Consider the following 16,927-nt stretch of genomic DNA (forward strand, 5'->3'; position numbering starts at 1 on the left):
TGTCTGTGATGAATTTTACTCACAGACAATGAACTAAACTCGTTATTTAGCGTGATATCGTGACATTAGCCTTAATATGTTTAAGGTGAACGACTATCGTAAATGTGACAATCACCAATAGTGACCATGCCCCCCATTTGCCTGCATGTACCATTGACCAAGCTCCAATCTGGTTTGGATATTGCCAAACACCAAAAAATGTCCCAAAATTCTCAGCCAACCAAATAAAAAAGCCAATTAGCATAAATGCGAGCAATAATGGCATTTTTCGTTCTTTATCTAGCGGAGTATAAAAAACCACACTACGGGCATACAACCCCATAATAAATGCAGCTAAATACCAGCGATAATCATCAATATAATGATGGCTAAAAAAATTAATATAAATAGCTAATGCAACTAATGTTGCCATCCAATAGGGTGGATAGTGTTCAATTCTTACTTTAAAAAATCGCCAAGATTGAATGATATAGCTCCCTACAGCGGCATACATAAAGCCAGTAAATAAAGGAACTCCCCAAAGCTTAGTGTAAGCTTCATCTGGATATTGCCATGATCCAATCGTTGCTGACGTTTTAAACAACTCCATCATAAAACCAACTAAATGGAAAACACAAATAGCCTTTAACTCATCCCAGGTTTCCAGTTTTGACCACACTAACAAGGCTTGAAAGGCAACTGCAAAAATCAATAACAAGTCATAGCGAGGGATGCCAATTAGCCCTTTAGCTGGTACCAAAAATAGCGCCAGAAAGAAAAAACCAGCGAATAAACAAGAACGAGCATTAATTAAACCGAAAAACCAAAACTCTAATAGAAAACGTTTAATGCCATGGCTATTATTCGGTTGATGTGCCATTAAAATTTGGTCTAATTTCCCTAACACATTCAATTTTTGACACAAACTGGTCATTTATTTACTCACCTAATTTTTTATTATTTTGTATGTTTTCTTTCATAAGACAAGGCGAGGAGTTTAACAAAATAGTTATCCCCTACATAAGGTAACTATCTTAGATTTATGCATTTTTATTTTTTATAGTTTTAAGCGCTGGGTTTACACTACCTATTAATATTAACGATACTTTCCATCCGATTTTAGGTTTTATTTTTTAACTCGCACCTGATGGCAATTCGTTAACAAAAAGTAATGATATACTTAAATGATATGTGTTTATTTGCTATATGAATGCCAATCCAACAATTTAGGAGTTTTATGATGAAATTATATTACGCTCCCGGTGCTTGCTCACTTTCTCCCCACATCATTCTGCGTGAAACTGGTTTAGATTTCAGTATTGAGCGAGTGAATATAAAAGAAAAAAAGACTGAGAAAGGTGAAGACTTTTTAGCAATAAACCCAAAAGGACAGGTACCAACCTTAGTGCTAGATAATGGCGAACAACTCACTGAAGGTGCTGTTATTGTTCAATATATTGCGGATCAAAAACCGGATCGTAACCTGATCGCACTTCCAGGTTCGATGAAGCGTTATCACCAACTAGAAGCCTTGAATTTTATTTCAACAGAGCTACATAAAACGTTCTCACCTTTATTCACTCCAGGGACACCAGAAGAGTATAAAGATACTGTCCGTAAGGTATTGTTTAATAAGTTTGAGTATGTTGATAGCGTGCTCGCTAAACAAGCTTTCTTTGCTGGAGATACTTTTAGTGTCGCTGATGCCTATTTATTTACGGTTAGTAATTGGGCAAAACACGTTGGGCTTGATTTGACTAGCTTAAACCACCTGCAAGATTACAGTGCTAAAATAGCTAAACGCCCTAATGTTCAAGACGCATTAAAAGCGGAAGGCCTAATCTAATCTGTAAAATAGCGCTCTTTCAGTAGAGCGCTATCTTTGATAATACAAATCAATTTAATCTAATTGTGTTGCACAGAAATTATGTTTTGGGTTAACCATTTTGTCTTGAGCAGCAACGAGTTGTAATTCGTATTCTTCCATTTCTTTGGTTTTTATCATCACTTCATATACCGCAGCTGCGACGTGCTCTAATCCCTTATCTAAAGGCTCACCTTTCAATAAGTTAACCAACATTAAACCACTGGTCAAATCACCAACACCAACAGGTTGTTTTTCACCAAAATCAACTAATGGACGACTAACATGCCAGCTATGTTCCGCAGTAACCAAAATCATCTCAAAACGATCAGCACGATATCCCGCACGACTTAAATGCTTAACAAGCACTATTTTAGGGCCTTTGTGGCACAATTCACGGGCAGCTTGCGCGGCCTCGTCGACATTTTTAATGGTTCTACCCGTTAAGGTTTCTAGTTCTAGTAAATTTGGTGCGATGACATCACTAGCAGCCAGTGCGCGCTCACAAAGGAATTCAGCAACCCCAGGAGCAACAATGCAACCCTTCTCAGGATGCCCCATGACTGGATCACAAAAATACAGGGCTCGGGGGTTTGCTGCTTTTACTCTTTGCACGATAGCAAGAATATCATTCCCTTGCTCTGCAGACCCAATATAGCCACTTAATACAGCATCACAAATTTCTAATTTATGGATTTTAGCTAAACCATCAACGATATCGGTTAAGTGCTGCGCTGGAAAGACACTTCCAGTCCATTGTGAGTACTGTGTATGATTCGAAAATTGTACGGTATTGAGTGGCCACACATCTACGCCCATTCGGCACATAGGAAATGCAGCAGCACTGTTTCCTGCATGGCCGAAAACAACATGGGATTGAATTGATAATACGCTTTTCATTGAGAACCCAAAAAATTGTTATGTCGAATGAAGAGAAATCAGTGATTACCCATTGCAAATATGAATACACTCCAAATAATCCAAGTCATATATAGGTGACATAAGAAAATAAGCCGAGGACATACATCAGTATGCAATTCAGAGAGCCTAGCGAAGTCAACACCAATACAGTTTGAATTATGACGAGTATAGCCCGGAAGATTCCGGGCTGATATTACAAAGGTTAGTCAGAGCTATTTCCAATTAATTAAACAGTCGTTTTTCTTACCGCGACGGATCAATGTATAACGCCCAAACAGGCGGTCTGCATCAGAGAAGACATACATTGGCTCAGTTTGTTTCTGGCCATTAATAGATACCGCGTTAGAACTAATTGCCGTTCTTGCTTGCCCACGAGAAGGCGTTAACTCTGAATCTACTAAAGCTTGCTGTAAATCAGCACCTGCTTCTAAGGTAATACAAGGAATACCATCTTGAGCTAATTGTTCAAAATCAGCTTCAGTTAAATCAGATACTGCACCAGAGAATAAGCTTTCAGTAATACGTTTTGCAGCAGCAAGCCCTTCTTCACCATGTACCAGTTTAGTGACTAATTCTGCCAATACATATTGAGCCCGAGGCGCTTTTCCGCTGTTTTTATCTTCTTCTTCCAGTGCATTAATTTCATCTATTTCCATAAATGTGAAGAATTTTAAGAAGCGATAAACATCGGCATCTGCAGTGTTGATCCAGAACTGGTAGAATTTATATTGACTAGTTTTCTTGGAGTCTAACCAAACTGCACCACCCTCAGTTTTACCGAATTTAGTACCGTCTGCTTTGGTAATCAAAGGTACCGTCATGCCAAATACTTGGTTTTGGTGTAGACGGCGAGTTAAATCGATACCAGAAGTGATGTTACCCCATTGGTCAGAACCACCAATTTGCAGTTCCACACCCATCTCTTTGTTCAAATTTGCAAAGTCATAACCTTGTAAAAGGTTATAAGCAAACTCAGTAAAAGAGATACCAACGTCATCACGATTTAAGCGTTGCTTAACAGACTCACGGTTAATCATTTGGTTAACAGAAAAGTGCTTACCAATATCACGCAAGAAAGTCAGTACATCCATTTTGCCAAACCAATCATAGTTGTTAGCAAGGCGTGCACTGTTATCACCGCAATCAAAACTTAGAAATGGTGAAACTTGGTTACGAATTTTCTCTACCCACTCTTGAACGGTTTCTGTGGTGTTTAATTTACGTTCAGTAGCTTTAAAGCTCGGATCTCCAATAAGGCCCGTTGCGCCACCGACCAACGCCACAGGCTTGTGCCCGGCTAGTTGGAATCGTTTTAAACACAGCAAAGGAACCAGATGTCCCAAATGCAAGCTATCAGCGGTAGGATCGAAGCCACAATAGAGAGAGATAGGGCCCTGCGCCAGTCTCTCTGCTAACGCATCCTCATCCGTTACCTGGGCAACGAGGCCCCGCTCTTGCAATTGTTTAATCAGGTTATTGCTAGACATCAATGACTCCATCAGTTGTATTTTGTCTATCTATATTGGTTTAAATGACCAGTAAGTTTGAGAGGTTTGTCAAAAACTCACCAGTGTAATTTGTCAGTTTTCTTAAATGAAGCTATAGCATAAAGCGCATATCAATTAAGTGCCAGCTAAAAAACATGATCCTAAGGGGCTAATCTGTCAATTTTCCAGCCACTCTCTTCTCGCTGGTATAAAAAACGGTCATGCAAACGGTGAGCACCACCTTGCCAAAATTCAACACTATCAAATACCACTCGATATCCCCCCCAAAAACTGGGTAGTGGGACGTCACCATTCTTAAACTTTTGTTTTAGCTCTAAGAATTTCCCTTCTAAAATACCACGTGCTGAGATTTTAGAAGATTGCGCTGATGCCCATGCTGCAATTTGGCTATCTTTTGGCCGACTATGAAAATATTTAATTACTTCAATAGGGTTTAAACGTTCGGCAACGCCTATGAAATTAACTTGGCGCTCTAATGGATACCATGGAAAATGCAGGCTAATTTTATTGTTTTTTTCTAAATGCTGCGCTTTTCGGCTACCTAAATTGGTATAAAATACAAGGCCTTTATCATCAAAATGTTTTAATAGTACGATACGCTGGTAGGGTTGCCCGGTTTCATCCACCGTAGCAACACACATGGCTGTTGGGTCACTCAAACGAGCTTCACATGCCTGCTTCATCCATAGTTCGAAAAGGGTCAATGGGTTTGGTGTTAAATCATGGCGTCTTAACCCACCTTTTGTGTATTCTCGACGTACTGCTGCGAGATCAATCTCACCTAGTTCGTTCATTTTTGCATCCTTAACCACAATTATTTTTTATTGCTATTTTTAGGGTATATCGCCCCAAGCACAGTTTCTTGGCTTGCACCAGTTACAGAAGCCAAATTCCCTGAAAGCCCAGAAATGGTTCGAGCAGCTAACCATGCAAATGCCAAAGCTTCCATATCATCCCCACTCAGACCAAATTTATCACTTGGCGCCACTTCAATCCCAGGCAGTAAGGCTGCCATCCGCTGCATTAAAAAGATATTTTTTGCTCCGCCACCGCAGACTATCAAACGCTCACAACCGCCACATAGTAACACTTGCTCTGCAATAGAGGCTGCTGTCAATTCGCATAACGTTGCTTGCACATCATCGACTGAAATTGAAGGAAAATGAGCCAAATGCTGTTCTAACCATTGTGTGTTGAAATACTCTCGCCCCGTACTTTTCGGTGATGAACGCCTAAAGTATGGGTCACTTAGCATCGCTTTTAGTAATGCATGGTCAACTTGACCACGACTGGCCCATTCACCATCTTTATCGAATGCCTTTTGCTTAATACGCCAACTCCAGGTATCCATTAACATATTGCCAGGTCCAGTGTCATAGCCTTTGACATAAGCACCAGGTAACAAAGCTGTCACATTAGCTATTCCACCAATATTTAGTACAATTCGTTTTTCTGTAGAATGCCCTAAAACAGCTAAATGAAATGCAGGAACTAAAGGTGCCCCCTGCCCCCCATAAGCCATATCTCTTCGCCGGAAATCACCTACCGTTGTGATCCCCGTTAAAGCCGCAATACGGTTATTATCACCTAACTGCATAGTAAAAGGTTGCTCGCCATCAGGCTCATGCCAAACAGTTTGACCATGGCAACCAATGGCAATGATATCTTCGGATGTTAGCCCTGTTTGAGTAAGAAGCTGGTTTATTGCATCTGCATATAAAGAGCCTAGCTCTCTATCAATTTTACCAACCTCTGATAGCGTTGTTACTTGTCCTTGGCATATATCTAAAATTCTTTTTTTTAATCCAATAGGAAATGCAACACTCAAACTGGATTGCTCTGCGACAAATTTGTCACTAATTGCAGCAAGAACGACATCAACACCATCTAGGCTAGTTCCTGACATAACCCCTATGTAACGACCTGATTTCATCATTATTCTTGTTCCTTCAGAGTGCACATTGACTTTACAACGCTCGACTACAAAAGATTGTGCTTTGATGACAAATTTTGTCAACAATTCGATGCAATTTCTCGGCGCGCTTCGCAGGAATAATAAATAAATGCTTTAAAACTCAAAATTGCTAGACAACCCAAATAAAAAAGACGTTTTGTAATACCTGAAATTTTCATTTCCAATATAATGGTACATAATATATTTATCAGCTCGGCATTACGGTTCTGTACCTCAGCTAAAGTTTTAACACCTTATTTCTGTTTGGCAACGGGTGCGAAAAGATGCTCATAAGCTGACTACCCTATTGAATATTTAACAAAGAGTGCCTTATTGAATGAAATAATCGCGAATTTGAGATATTTTACCTAGTGTTTACACTTTATTTAAATCAATATCGGTAATCTAACCATCGCTTTTTAATACCATTATTTTGATACTTGTTGTGTTTATGGTGAAAACAAATATACGATGCTATGTTAGTGCCACAGACAGCAAATCTCATAGGAGTTCTTATGCTTAAGAAAGTTTTTGTAGGTGTTGTAGCAGTTGCAGCTTTATCAGGCTGTGTCAATACCAGTACGCTTTCTGGTGATACTATTTCAGCCAAGGATGCGAAACAGGTACAGACTGTGACTTATGGTACTGTTCTGAATGCTCGCCCTGTGACTATTCAAGCTGGTGAAGACGGCAACGTAATTGGCGCCATTGGTGGTGCAGTACTTGGTGGGTTATTAGGTAACACTATCGGTGGTGGGACAGGTAACACATTAGCAACTGCTGCGGGTGCTATCGCTGGTGGCTTAGCTGGCCAAGAAGCTCAAGGCGCATTAAATAGAAGCCAAGGTGTTCAATTAGAAATCCGCCTCGATAGCGGCAAAAACATTGTTGTAGTTCAAAAACAAGACCCAAACACCTTCCGTAATGGTCAACGCGTTATGATTGCGAATAGCGGAAATACCGTTACTGTATCTCCTCGATAATCTTACGGTTACTAAATTAGGTATGCTCACCGGCTATTGCCGGTGAGCATTTCTTATAAAAATATTGCTGAATAATATAATAACTTTATGTTTGATAATCATATTTTATATTTATCATGCATGGCTTTTAAGTAATGTAAATTCTTGTTTACACATAAATGCCTTGCTTTCAAACCAATAAACTTATTTTAGCCTATCCCCTCTAATCAATTGTTTGTTATTAATTAATACACACCAATGAATTAGCTAATAAAAAAACAAAAGCAACGTCAAGACATACAATTTACAACTTTAATTATATTTCACAGCAATCATTCAACAAGAACAATAACCGAGTGTGATTGCTCATCCTATTATTACCCTATAAAAATTGCATGATCCAATTATTTTTATTACCAATTTAATAATTAGCATATCATTTATTAGCTAGTCATATTATTTTCACATCAAGAATCATTTTGCAGTCTTAAAATATTCTTTTCAAGCTTCAGAAGTAATTGTGACAACTGATAAAGCTCATCTTGGCTAATGTTATTCAATATTTCTAGACGCGTATTATTTATGACTTGATCTACAGTTTTAATAAAAGGTTCAGATTCTTCAGTTAATTTTATTCTTTTAGCTCTCCTATCATTTGTGCAAGTATGCCTAGAAATAAGTTTTTTTTCCTCCAACTGATCTAGAGTTCTTACTAATGAAGGCTGCTCAATACCAATCGCTTTCGCTAACTGTATTTGTGATTGTTCAGGTGGTAGTTGACTTATATTATGTAATGTAACCCAATGTGTCTGTGTGAGTTTAAGAGGCTTCAAACAATAGTCGATTAATGCTCTCCACATGCGAACAACACGTGATAACTCTGTCCCAATTTGTGATTCCAATTTACCCTCCTTTATATAATTATAATGTCTAAAAAACATACCGTCTTCATATTATTTTTTGAATTATATATTAATTTCCTTTTATATTTACAACTTTTTATTTATACATTAGCTATTAAATACCTATTTCTAGTTATAATGACTGGTTTATTATGTGGTATAACTCCCATTAATACTTCGCAAACTCATCCATTATCTCAATCCAGGCTTAATAAGATAACCTATCAATTATCTTATTAATAAGAATAGCCGCACTCTCCTTTTTGATCTATCTATTTTACCTCTTATAGTAGTCATGAATAACAATAAAAAAAACAACGACAAATAAACCTTTAAAAAACAAATGAATATAGTTAATCTTAAAATCATGTTAATTACAGTCATTTTGATTTAACCTATACTAATTTTTAATAAATAAAATTTCATTGAAATATAAACCAAGAAATAAATAGCTTATCATTAATTCCAGTTGAATTAATTCACATTAGGAATAAAACATTTGTTTTATTCCTAATGAAATTTAAGAAGCTGGGGATTAAAAGAGTCGTTGTTGCTTATCGATGATTTTTTCTTGATCTGGTTTTTTATTTAATATTCTTAAATAGCGTTGGCGACATAAACGAAGTACATTTCGTTTTTCAGTATCCGAGAATTTTAGCCAATTAAAGCGTTCATCACGAGTGCGGTAACAACCTCGACAATAACCTTGCTCATTACTTTGACAAATACCACGGCAAGGGCTGGGGATCTCAAAAAATTCAAGTTGTTCGGCCATAAGTTTCCCCTTCAAAAGAAAAAATCACATTAAATCTGTGATATACTCCTAAAAATGAGTATTACCATTATTTGTTCAAAAAACAAACTGTAATCATTGTATTTATTAATTTAAGCACGTTATATTAATAGGTAAATCGATTCAGGCTGATTCTAAGAGGTTTAAAATGCGCTTACTCCATACTATGTTACGTGTTACTGATATGCAGCGTTCTATTGATTTTTACACAAAAGTGTTAGGCATGCGCTTATTAAGAACGAGTGAAAACACAGAGTATAAATACTCTCTCGCGTTTGTTGGTTACAGCGATGAAAGTGAAGGCGCCGTCATAGAGTTGACCTATAACTGGGGTGTTGACCAATACGATATGGGTAATGCATATGGTCATATCGCTCTAGGCGTCGATGATGTTGCAAAAACGTGCGATGATATCCGTAACGCAGGTGGAAACGTCACACGTGAAGCGGGCCCTGTTAAGGGCGGAACCACTGTGATTGCATTTGTGGAAGATCCTGATGGTTATAAAATTGAACTGATCGAAAATAAAAGCGCAAGTAAAGGCTTAGGCCATTAATTCGCGATATGATTTAGAAGTTTAGGTACCTAACTTAGCACCTAAACTTCTATCACCGTTTACCTGCAAATTTTTACTGGTTTTGACATAATGTCATCCAACTAGAAAACTAAAATCGAAAGTCCTAATGTCTGAAAAAAACAATCCAAACGCCCTAGTGAACCGCTTTAGGGGATACTATCCTGTCGTTATTGATGTTGAAACTGGTGGGTTTAATGCAAAAACTGACGGCCTGTTAGAAATTGCTGCCATCACCTTAAAAATGGATAAAGACGGCTGGCTCTCCATGGATGAAACATTGCATTTTCATGTAGAACCTTTTGAAGGGGCGAATCTTGAACCGTCCGCTCTTGCCTTCACCGGAATTGATCCAACAAACCCTCTACGCGGTGCTGTTAGCGAATATGACGCCCTTCATGCGATATTTAAAGTCATTCGCAAAGGAATGAAAAACACAGATTGTAATCGCGCAATTATTGTCGCTCATAATGCTAATTTTGATCACAGCTTTGTCATGAATGCGGCCGAGCGAGCAGGTTTAAAACGTAATCCTTTCCATCCATTTGCGACCTTCGATACTGCAGCACTGAGTGGCCTTGTATTTGGTCAAACAATTCTGGCAAAAGCTTGTGTTTCTGCGGGTATCCCATTCGATGGTAAACAAGCTCATGGCGCACTGTATGATACGAATCGCACGGCTTTGCTATTTTGTGAAATCGTTAATAAGTGGAAAAAATTGGGTGGTTGGCCAATTATTGAAGACAGTCAATAATCTTTTAGTAAATCACCATGACAGAAAAAACCGTATTTGATGTAAAGCAAAAATGCCTTCGTCAAATACGGTTTTTACGTCTTTTATTTGTGGCTTAATTTAGTCTGCGCTAGCTTCATCTGCTGGACGATATTTATCCGCAGTTTCTTTGATTAGAGACTGGAGCTCACCACGCTGGAACATTTCCATGATGATATCACAGCCACCGACCAGCTCACCATCCACCCATAATTGTGGAAAAGTCGGCCAGTTTGCGTATTTTGGCAATTCAGCGCGAATATCTGGGTTTTGTAAGATATCAACATAAGCAAAACGCTCACCACAAGAAGACAGAGCTTGTACTGCTTGAGCAGAAAAACCACAGCTCGGAAGTTTAGGAGAGCCTTTCATATATAATAAAATTGGGTTTTCTTTAATTTGGCGCTCAATTCTTTCAATAGTTGTCATTTTTAACTTCCTTAAAACAAAGATGCAGGTTTGCAGTCAGCCGGTAACTGAGAGTCTACCGCAACTTAACAGAATACATTGACTGATATAATAAGAAACTGAATTGTTTCATACAATATGCCAGTTTTATAGGGGCATTACTATAGCATTCCAAAAAGCAAAAAGGCATCTTTTCTATCTTCTCTTTACCTAAGTCAAACAAGCAGCTATTTCTAGTTAAAAATGCATATTTGATATATTCAGGTCATCCATTCGCAATATCCATATGATTTCTATGTGTAACTCCCCTATTTATTTGTTAACATCTGTGTAACGTTATTACCTTTACCTTTGTAAGGTTTAACGTGTTATCATTAATATATTAAATATCATATCGCCGATAGGCGAAACTCTAATGATAAGCAGTAACCGACTATTTCGCTCATTTTAAGAGCAAACACCCTAAGTTTTTTGATATAAAAGCAATCAAGGAGTACGCAATGTCATTTGAACTACCCGCTTTACCGTATGCAAAAGATGCTTTAGAACCTTATATCTCAGCTGAAACCTTAGAATATCACTATGGTAAGCACCATAACACGTACGTTGTTAACTTAAATAACCTAATCAAAGGCACTGACTTTGAAGGAAAATCTTTAGAAGAAATTATCAAAACTTCTGAAGCCGGAGTTTTTAACAACGCAGCACAAGTTTGGAATCACACTTTCTATTGGAATTGCTTAGCGCCAAATGCAGGTGGTGAACCAACAGGTAAAGTAGCTGATGCAATCAATAAATCATTCGGTTCTTTCGCTGAATTTAAAGCTCAATTTACTGATGCAGCAACCAAAAATTTTGGTGCAGGTTGGACATGGCTGGTGAAAAAAGCAGATGGTAGCCTTGCTATAGTGAATACATCTAACGCTGCAACACCTATTTCTGGTGATGATAAGCCCGTGTTAACTGTTGATATTTGGGAGCACGCTTACTATATCGATTACCGTAACGCTCGCCCTAAATATTTAGAAAACTTCTGGGCACTGGTTAACTGGAAATTTGTGGAAGAAAATTTAGCATAACAATTTCTGCTTGTTGCTAAGTTTAGATACAGCAAGGGCGAGATATACTCGCCCTTTTAAATTCACCCTACTCAAGGCTGAAATAAAATCAGAAAATATGCGCAGCAAGAAAGATAATTAATGCTAATGAGCCCAGCGCAGCAAGCAATCCATATTTAACATCTGTATCCATGAGTTCCTCTCATTCTAATGTAATTGAATTAATAAATAACCATGAAATAATAAAGGTTATTAAGTATACATATCCAAAAAAGTAAAACTAGTGTCTATATCACATGTTATAACATCAATTATTTCTTTCGTTTTTGCGCTAGATCAGACAAAATCGACAACAAATCGCTAAATTATTGCCAGCAAAGGATCAATGCATCAATATGCAGGTAATTTTTTAACAAGAATTCTTATAGAGACCGGTTATTGGTCAGGAGTTTTTTTCCCCCATGGCAACGATTAAAGATGTGGCGAAGCGCGCTGGCGTATCTACCACAACCGTATCCCATGTTATTAATAAAACGCGCTTTGTAGCTGATGACACTAAGGCTGCGGTTTGGGCTGCAATTAAAGAGCTCAATTATTCGCCAAGTGCGGTTGCCCGTAGTTTAAAAGTTAACCACACAAAGTCGATTGGGTTGTTAGCAACTTCCAGTGAAGCGCCTTACTTCGCTGAGGTGATCGAATCTGTTGAAAATAGCTGTTATGAAAAAGGCTATACGCTGATTCTTTGTAATTCTCATAACAATTTGGGAAAACAAAAAGCGTATTTACAGATGCTAGCACAAAAGCGCGTTGATGGCTTACTTGTGATGTGTTCCGAGTACCCTGATACCTTAATTGGTATGCTAGAAGATTACCGCAATATCCCAATGGTAGTCATGGACTGGGGAACTTCTCGTGGCGATTTTACAGATAGCATTATTGATAACTCGTTCCATGGTGGATACCTAGCAGGTCGCTATTTAATTGACCGTGGGCATCGCGATATTGGAGTGATCCCTGGTTCACTTGAAAGAAATACAGGTATTGGACGTTTAACTGGCTTCAAAAAAGCAATGGAAGAGGCCAAAATTACACTAAAAGAAGAATGGATAGTTCAGGGGGATTTCGAACCTGAGTCTGGCTATAAAGCAATGACGCAAATTTTAAGCCATAAACAGCGCCCTACCGCTGTATTTTGTGGTGGTGATATCATGGCAATGGGAGCAATTTGTGCCGCTGATGAAATGGGATTACGTGTTCCACAAGATATTTCAATCATTGGCTATGATAATGTGCGAAATGCGCGCTATTTTACACCGGCATTGACCACAATCCACCAACCCAAAGAGCGTTTAGGGCAAATGGCCTTCACAATGCTGCTCGATCGTATCGTCAATAAGCGCGAAGATGCTCAAACAATCGAAGTCCACCCTCGCCTTGTAGAACGTCGTTCTGTTGCAGATGGTCCATTTATCGATTACCGCCGATAGTACGAATAACTAGGTTGAAAGCCACTCTGCGTTAAGCGTTTCGTTATCGCCAAGGTAATCTAACAACCAGCTGAGCGCTGGTGATGTATTATTTTCCACCCAAGTTAAACAGCAAGGACTGGGTGGAAAAGGCTGCGCTAATGATAGTTCAACTAATTGGCCGTTTTCACAAAGCGGAGCCGCTCGATGCTCAGGTACCATCCCAACACATAACCCATTAACTAAACAAGCTAAGCCATTTTCCCAGTAAGGCACAACAAGCCGACGCTGGTTATCAAGAGCCCAAGTATCACGTTTGGGTAGGTTACGTGAAGTATCTTCAAGGCACAAACTAGGGTACTCTCTCATTTGATCATCGGTCAGTTTTTCACCTATTCTGGCTAATGGGTGCTCTGGGCTTGCAACACACATCCACGACATAAAACCCATATCACGGAAACTATACCTTTCACCAATTGGAGATGCTCGAGTCGCACCAATCGCAACATCTACACGCCCATCAGCAAGTGCATCCCACACCCCATTAAACACCTCTGGATGAATAAAGAGTTCGATATCAGGAAAATGACGATAAAAATCAAGAATTAGCTGTTCTGTCCGCTGTGGTTTGACAATACAATCAACGGCAATACTAAATTGACCACGCCAACCATTCGCAACTTGCTGACACTGGTGACGAGTATCTGTCATTTTTTTGATAACAGAACGGCTCTCCTTAATAAATATCGCCCCAGCTTCCGTTAGCACAACATCACGATGTCGACGCTCAAACAGAGGAACCGCAAGCCATTCTTCAACTTGCTTAACGGTATAGCTGATTGCAGAAGGTACACGGTGCAATTCTTCAGCAGCACCACTAAAGCTTCCAGTTCGAGCAACTGCATCAATCACTTCGAGTGCATGCGCAGACCACATAACTTCTCCTTTCAAAAATTTTGATAACAAGATCCAAATATTACCGTTTCACAACCTAAAAAAATAGCCTATACAATGGCGTCATCATTAACATTTTTTTAAATATCAGATAAGTAATAATTATGTCGAATACTGTGAAAAAAAACGCCCCTGGATTTATGGTGTACCTTGCAGGACTTAGCATGCTGGGGTTTTTAGCCATTGATATGTATTTACCTGCATTTGGTGCTATGCAAGACACCCTGCATACATCCGAAGGCGCGATCAGTGCTTCTCTCAGTATCTTTTTAGCTGGTTTTGCCTTCGCTCAGCTATTATGGGGGCCATTATCAGACAAACTTGGCCGTAAGCCTGTTCTCATTGTGGGCTTAACTATTTTCATTTTAAGTAGCTTAGCTATTTATTGGGTGGAAACCGCAACACAGCTATTAACACTACGTTTTTTACAGGCGGTTGGAGTCTGCTCCGCGGCTGTTTTGTGGCAAGCACTAGTTATCGACCGCTATGATGAAGCAAATACCCAAAAAGTTTTTGCTTCTATTATGCCGCTAGTCGCGCTATCCCCTGCTTTAGCGCCATTATTAGGTGCATGGGTTCTTGAGCACCAAACATGGGAAGCAATTTTCCTGATCCTAATGGCGGTGGGTATATTACTTTTATTACCAACGCTCTTTTTGAAAAATGTTTCAGTTAAAACAATAACTGATGACAACCAACCACAAGCTAAGATTTCTTTCTCAAATTTGCTCAGTTCCCCTGTTTTCAGCGGCAACGTACTAGTTTATGCATCCTGTAGTGCAGGTTTCTTCGCTTGGCTAACAGGTTCTCCCTTTATTTTACGCAATATGGGCTTCAATCCTGCTGATATTGGTTTGAGTTATATTCCACAAACTCTAGCCTTCATTATTGGTGGATATGGCTGCCGTATTTTATTAGCAAAAATCCGAGCAGAAACAATATTTCCATTGTTACTTCTTGGTTACGCGCTAAGCATGTCCATTTTATTTATCATGGCTATCTATACCACACCATCATTAACCATGATCTTGATTCCATTCTGCTTTATGGCAGCAATGAATGGAGCCTCTTACCCAATTGCAGTATCTAAAGCACTAAATACATTTCCTAGTGCGAGTGGTAAAGCAGCTGCGTTACAAAATGCCTTACAATTAGGGCTATGTTTTTTAGCAAGCCTACTTGTTTCTGCCTTGACCTTCGATCCATTGTTGGCAACAACCGGGGTCATGGCAGTCACAATTATTCCAATGGCCATTGGCTATTTTATGCAACGTTGTGCCAGCAAAAACAATCAAACTCTTAAGCAAGTCGATTACCATGCGAATTCATAAAGTGTAGTTTACTGAATCAACCATGCCGATAAGACTCGGCATGGTTTTTATTTTAGTGAATTCAAGAAAATGTTCCTTCAGTGTATAGCACTTGTGAGGATACGGTAATATTTATTAAGTATGTTGCTATATAACCCATTATTCTTAACTTACAACCCCTAATATTCTCTCATCAATTTTCTTTATTCAAAGCGGATTTCACTAAAAAATAAGGCTTTTATTTTGTCATCTACTAAGATATAGATATTTCTTGGTTAATTTTCTTGTTAAAAAACGTTATCATTGCGACATTAAATAATGAGTGCTCAAAAATGATGTTAAAACAGTATTATCCACCAGATGAATTAAAATCCTTTGTTAGTTCTATTTTGATAATCAAAGAGTTTACAGAGGCAATTAAAATTTTCCCTGGAACTGGTGCTGAAATCTGGGTTTCATCAGATGCTTTTTGCATGACAACAGAGAGCGACTCAGTCGCAGACTCATACCAACTTATTATTCCTAGGGTTAATACGTTTACTGCTAGCCCCAATCATTCTAAAGTCATGGTATTACGTATTCGTCATGATGCCTTACGTTTTTTACTACCTCAAAGCACACTAAATTATACGGATAAACCCATCGCATTGAGTGGCATATGGGAAGACCGCTGGTTTGAAGCTTTAGCTAATTCTTCATTTAAAGAGCTGTTAGAGTGTTTTAATAAGACAAAAGCCAAGAAAAAACCTCATTTCATAGATGAAATCTTAGAGTTGCTATATCGTAACCCAACTAAAAAAATCACTGAAATTGCCGAAGAGACCGGCTTACATGTCCGTGTCATTCAAAAAGAGTTTCTAAAAGAATATGGTATTACGCCAAAAAGGTACCAGATCAATTGTCGCTTAGAACATGTTTTAAAAAGTATGGTAGTAGAACAAGACACCTACCGCTGGTTTGAAACAGGCTATTATGATCAATCCCACTTTTACCGTGATTTTAAAAGATACTTTACTATGACGCCGTCGGCATTTTTAAAATCGAGTTATTCGCTTTTTTACAATACAAAAACTAAGTACCCATTAAGATAGTTCTTAATACATAAGGAGAACGGAATGAGTATTGTTGTGTATGCCCAAATTACAACAGAAAGGACGGATGGGTATTTAACGAAAGAAATCGTTCGTGACTTAGCAAAACTAAGCCGCCGAGAGAAAGGATGCATTCAATATGATCTTATGGCTAAAGAGAATGGTTACATTGTTTTCGAGGAATGGGAAGACACTCAGGCATTAGAGATGCATAAAAATAGCCCTCATTTCAGGCGATTAGTTGAAGCAATTGAACGTGATAACGCCAGCTTTTCTGTCAATTTTAGTGAAAGATGATCTATTAATAATGAAAGCTAGAGCTAGTTGTCATTTTTGAGAATTTTAATCATCTTTATTTAATAGAACTTCATAACCTACATTCAAGAAACAAAGATTGAACGTGTTTCATTC

18 protein-coding genes are annotated in these 16,927 nt (G+C 38.5%); 9 read left to right on the top strand and 9 right to left on the bottom strand.

Going from position 1 to position 16,927, the window contains the following annotated elements; translation table 11 throughout:
- Nucleotides 1–46: 46 nt before the first annotated feature.
- The gene (locus tag ACU696_RS14245) at nt 47–913 is read right to left on the bottom strand and encodes a DUF817 domain-containing protein (protein WP_042851575.1); all 867 of its coding nucleotides are present in this window, start codon (nt 911–913) and stop codon (nt 47–49) included.
- A 306-nt stretch (nt 914–1,219) separates the two neighbouring features.
- On the opposite strand from ACU696_RS14245, the gene gstA reads away from it, so the two are divergent.
- On the top strand, nt 1,220–1,825 hold the full coding sequence (gene gstA / locus ACU696_RS14250) for a glutathione transferase GstA (RefSeq protein WP_004910457.1): 606 nt from the start codon (nt 1,220–1,222) through the stop codon (nt 1,823–1,825).
- 54 nt (nt 1,826–1,879) lie between these two features.
- Here gstA and pdxY read toward each other — a convergent pair whose 3' ends face one another.
- The 4 genes from pdxY to anmK all read right to left on the bottom strand — a co-directional run bounded on the left by pdxY (nt 1,880) and on the right by anmK (nt 6,208).
- On the bottom strand, nt 1,880–2,743 hold the full coding sequence (gene pdxY / locus ACU696_RS14255; RefSeq protein ID WP_109911272.1) for a pyridoxal kinase PdxY: 864 nt from the start codon (nt 2,741–2,743) through the stop codon (nt 1,880–1,882).
- A 233-nt stretch (nt 2,744–2,976) separates the two neighbouring features.
- Nucleotides 2,977–4,251: a tyrosine--tRNA ligase gene (gene tyrS, locus ACU696_RS14260; protein ID WP_109911271.1), complete on the bottom strand. Its 1,275-nt coding sequence runs from the start codon at nt 4,249–4,251 to the stop codon at nt 2,977–2,979.
- A 161-nt stretch (nt 4,252–4,412) separates the two neighbouring features.
- On the bottom strand, nt 4,413–5,066 hold the full coding sequence (gene pdxH / locus ACU696_RS14265; RefSeq protein WP_004910451.1) for a pyridoxamine 5'-phosphate oxidase: 654 nt from the start codon (nt 5,064–5,066) through the stop codon (nt 4,413–4,415).
- A 20-nt stretch (nt 5,067–5,086) separates the two neighbouring features.
- On the bottom strand, nt 5,087–6,208 hold the full coding sequence (anmK, locus tag ACU696_RS14270) for an anhydro-N-acetylmuramic acid kinase (RefSeq protein WP_109911270.1): 1,122 nt from the start codon (nt 6,206–6,208) through the stop codon (nt 5,087–5,089).
- A gap of 533 nt (nt 6,209–6,741) precedes the next feature.
- Between anmK and ACU696_RS14275 the strand changes: the two genes are divergently transcribed.
- On the top strand, nt 6,742–7,209 hold the full coding sequence (locus ACU696_RS14275; protein ID WP_004910448.1) for an outer membrane lipoprotein: 468 nt from the start codon (nt 6,742–6,744) through the stop codon (nt 7,207–7,209).
- Between the two features lie 446 nt (nt 7,210–7,655).
- Here the strand turns inward: ACU696_RS14275 and slyA are convergent, their stop codons facing one another.
- Together slyA and ACU696_RS14285 are read right to left on the bottom strand one after the other, a co-directional pair.
- Nucleotides 7,656–8,090, bottom strand: a complete 435-nt coding sequence (gene slyA / locus ACU696_RS14280; protein WP_209101402.1) for a transcriptional regulator SlyA — start codon at nt 8,088–8,090, stop codon at nt 7,656–7,658.
- Between the two features lie 535 nt (nt 8,091–8,625).
- Nucleotides 8,626–8,865, bottom strand: a complete 240-nt coding sequence (locus ACU696_RS14285; protein ID WP_004910445.1) for a DUF1289 domain-containing protein — start codon at nt 8,863–8,865, stop codon at nt 8,626–8,628.
- 166 nt (nt 8,866–9,031) lie between these two features.
- Between ACU696_RS14285 and gloA the strand changes: the two genes are divergently transcribed.
- Together gloA and rnt are read left to right on the top strand one after the other, a co-directional pair.
- On the top strand, nt 9,032–9,439 hold the full coding sequence (gloA, locus tag ACU696_RS14290; protein WP_004910442.1) for a lactoylglutathione lyase: 408 nt from the start codon (nt 9,032–9,034) through the stop codon (nt 9,437–9,439).
- A gap of 127 nt (nt 9,440–9,566) precedes the next feature.
- Complete coding sequence (gene rnt, locus ACU696_RS14295) at nt 9,567–10,211, top strand: ribonuclease T (RefSeq protein ID WP_004910441.1); 645 nt, start codon at nt 9,567–9,569, stop codon at nt 10,209–10,211.
- A 99-nt stretch (nt 10,212–10,310) separates the two neighbouring features.
- On the opposite strand, the gene ACU696_RS14300 is transcribed toward rnt, so the two are convergent.
- Entirely contained in the window at nt 10,311–10,658 is a 348-nt protein-coding gene (locus ACU696_RS14300; protein ID WP_004910439.1) for a Grx4 family monothiol glutaredoxin, read from the bottom strand.
- Nucleotides 10,659–11,137: 479 nt separating this feature from the next.
- Here ACU696_RS14300 and sodB point away from each other — a divergent pair, with 479 nt between their 5' ends.
- A complete protein-coding gene (gene sodB, locus ACU696_RS14305) occupies nt 11,138–11,716 on the top strand; it encodes a superoxide dismutase [Fe] (RefSeq protein ID WP_110731882.1) in 579 nt (192 codons plus the stop codon).
- A 440-nt stretch (nt 11,717–12,156) separates the two neighbouring features.
- Nucleotides 12,157–13,182, top strand: a complete 1,026-nt coding sequence (gene purR, locus ACU696_RS14310) for an HTH-type transcriptional repressor PurR (RefSeq protein ID WP_004910435.1) — start codon at nt 12,157–12,159, stop codon at nt 13,180–13,182.
- A 9-nt stretch (nt 13,183–13,191) separates the two neighbouring features.
- Here the strand turns inward: purR and punR are convergent, their stop codons facing one another.
- Nucleotides 13,192–14,097, bottom strand: a complete 906-nt coding sequence (gene punR, locus ACU696_RS14315) for a DNA-binding transcriptional activator PunR (protein ID WP_004910433.1) — start codon at nt 14,095–14,097, stop codon at nt 13,192–13,194.
- Nucleotides 14,098–14,219: 122 nt separating this feature from the next.
- On the opposite strand from punR, the gene punC reads away from it, so the two are divergent.
- The 3 genes from punC (at nt 14,220) to ACU696_RS14330 (ending at nt 16,813) form a co-directional block, all read left to right on the top strand.
- A complete protein-coding gene (punC, locus tag ACU696_RS14320) occupies nt 14,220–15,446 on the top strand; it encodes a purine nucleoside transporter PunC (RefSeq protein ID WP_164528914.1) in 1,227 nt (408 codons plus the stop codon).
- A gap of 311 nt (nt 15,447–15,757) precedes the next feature.
- Entirely contained in the window at nt 15,758–16,516 is a 759-nt protein-coding gene (locus tag ACU696_RS14325) for a helix-turn-helix transcriptional regulator (RefSeq protein ID WP_226537834.1), read from the top strand.
- A gap of 24 nt (nt 16,517–16,540) precedes the next feature.
- Nucleotides 16,541–16,813 (top strand): putative quinol monooxygenase, encoded by a 273-nt coding sequence (locus tag ACU696_RS14330; protein ID WP_004910428.1) that lies wholly within the window; start codon nt 16,541–16,543, stop codon nt 16,811–16,813.
- The last annotated feature ends 114 nt before the right edge of the window (nt 16,814–16,927 follow it).

The organism is Providencia sp. PROV_01 (genome assembly GCF_053098325.1).

Excerpts from the sequence above, each read along its gene's own strand:
- ACU696_RS14245 (WP_042851575.1), bottom strand. The coding sequence starts at position 913 with ATGACCAGTTTGTGTCAAAAATTGAATGTGTTAGGGAAATTAGACCAA.
- gstA (WP_004910457.1), top strand. The coding sequence starts at position 1,220 with ATGAAATTATATTACGCTCCCGGTGCTTGCTCACTTTCTCCCCACATC.
- pdxY (WP_109911272.1), bottom strand. The coding sequence starts at position 2,743 with ATGAAAAGCGTATTATCAATTCAATCCCATGTTGTTTTCGGCCATGCA.
- tyrS (WP_109911271.1), bottom strand. The coding sequence starts at position 4,251 with ATGTCTAGCAATAACCTGATTAAACAATTGCAAGAGCGGGGCCTCGTT.
- pdxH (WP_004910451.1), bottom strand. The coding sequence starts at position 5,066 with ATGAACGAACTAGGTGAGATTGATCTCGCAGCAGTACGTCGAGAATAC.
- anmK (WP_109911270.1), bottom strand. The coding sequence starts at position 6,208 with ATGATGAAATCAGGTCGTTACATAGGGGTTATGTCAGGAACTAGCCTA.
- ACU696_RS14275 (WP_004910448.1), top strand. The coding sequence starts at position 6,742 with ATGCTTAAGAAAGTTTTTGTAGGTGTTGTAGCAGTTGCAGCTTTATCA.
- ACU696_RS14285 (WP_004910445.1), bottom strand. The coding sequence starts at position 8,865 with ATGGCCGAACAACTTGAATTTTTTGAGATCCCCAGCCCTTGCCGTGGT.
- gloA (WP_004910442.1), top strand. The coding sequence starts at position 9,032 with ATGCGCTTACTCCATACTATGTTACGTGTTACTGATATGCAGCGTTCT.
- rnt (WP_004910441.1), top strand. The coding sequence starts at position 9,567 with ATGTCTGAAAAAAACAATCCAAACGCCCTAGTGAACCGCTTTAGGGGA.
- ACU696_RS14300 (WP_004910439.1), bottom strand. The coding sequence starts at position 10,658 with ATGACAACTATTGAAAGAATTGAGCGCCAAATTAAAGAAAACCCAATT.
- sodB (WP_110731882.1), top strand. The coding sequence starts at position 11,138 with ATGTCATTTGAACTACCCGCTTTACCGTATGCAAAAGATGCTTTAGAA.
- purR (WP_004910435.1), top strand. The coding sequence starts at position 12,157 with ATGGCAACGATTAAAGATGTGGCGAAGCGCGCTGGCGTATCTACCACA.
- punR (WP_004910433.1), bottom strand. The coding sequence starts at position 14,097 with ATGTGGTCTGCGCATGCACTCGAAGTGATTGATGCAGTTGCTCGAACT.
- punC (WP_164528914.1), top strand. The coding sequence starts at position 14,220 with ATGTCGAATACTGTGAAAAAAAACGCCCCTGGATTTATGGTGTACCTT.
- ACU696_RS14325 (WP_226537834.1), top strand. The coding sequence starts at position 15,758 with ATGATGTTAAAACAGTATTATCCACCAGATGAATTAAAATCCTTTGTT.
- ACU696_RS14330 (WP_004910428.1), top strand. The coding sequence starts at position 16,541 with ATGAGTATTGTTGTGTATGCCCAAATTACAACAGAAAGGACGGATGGG.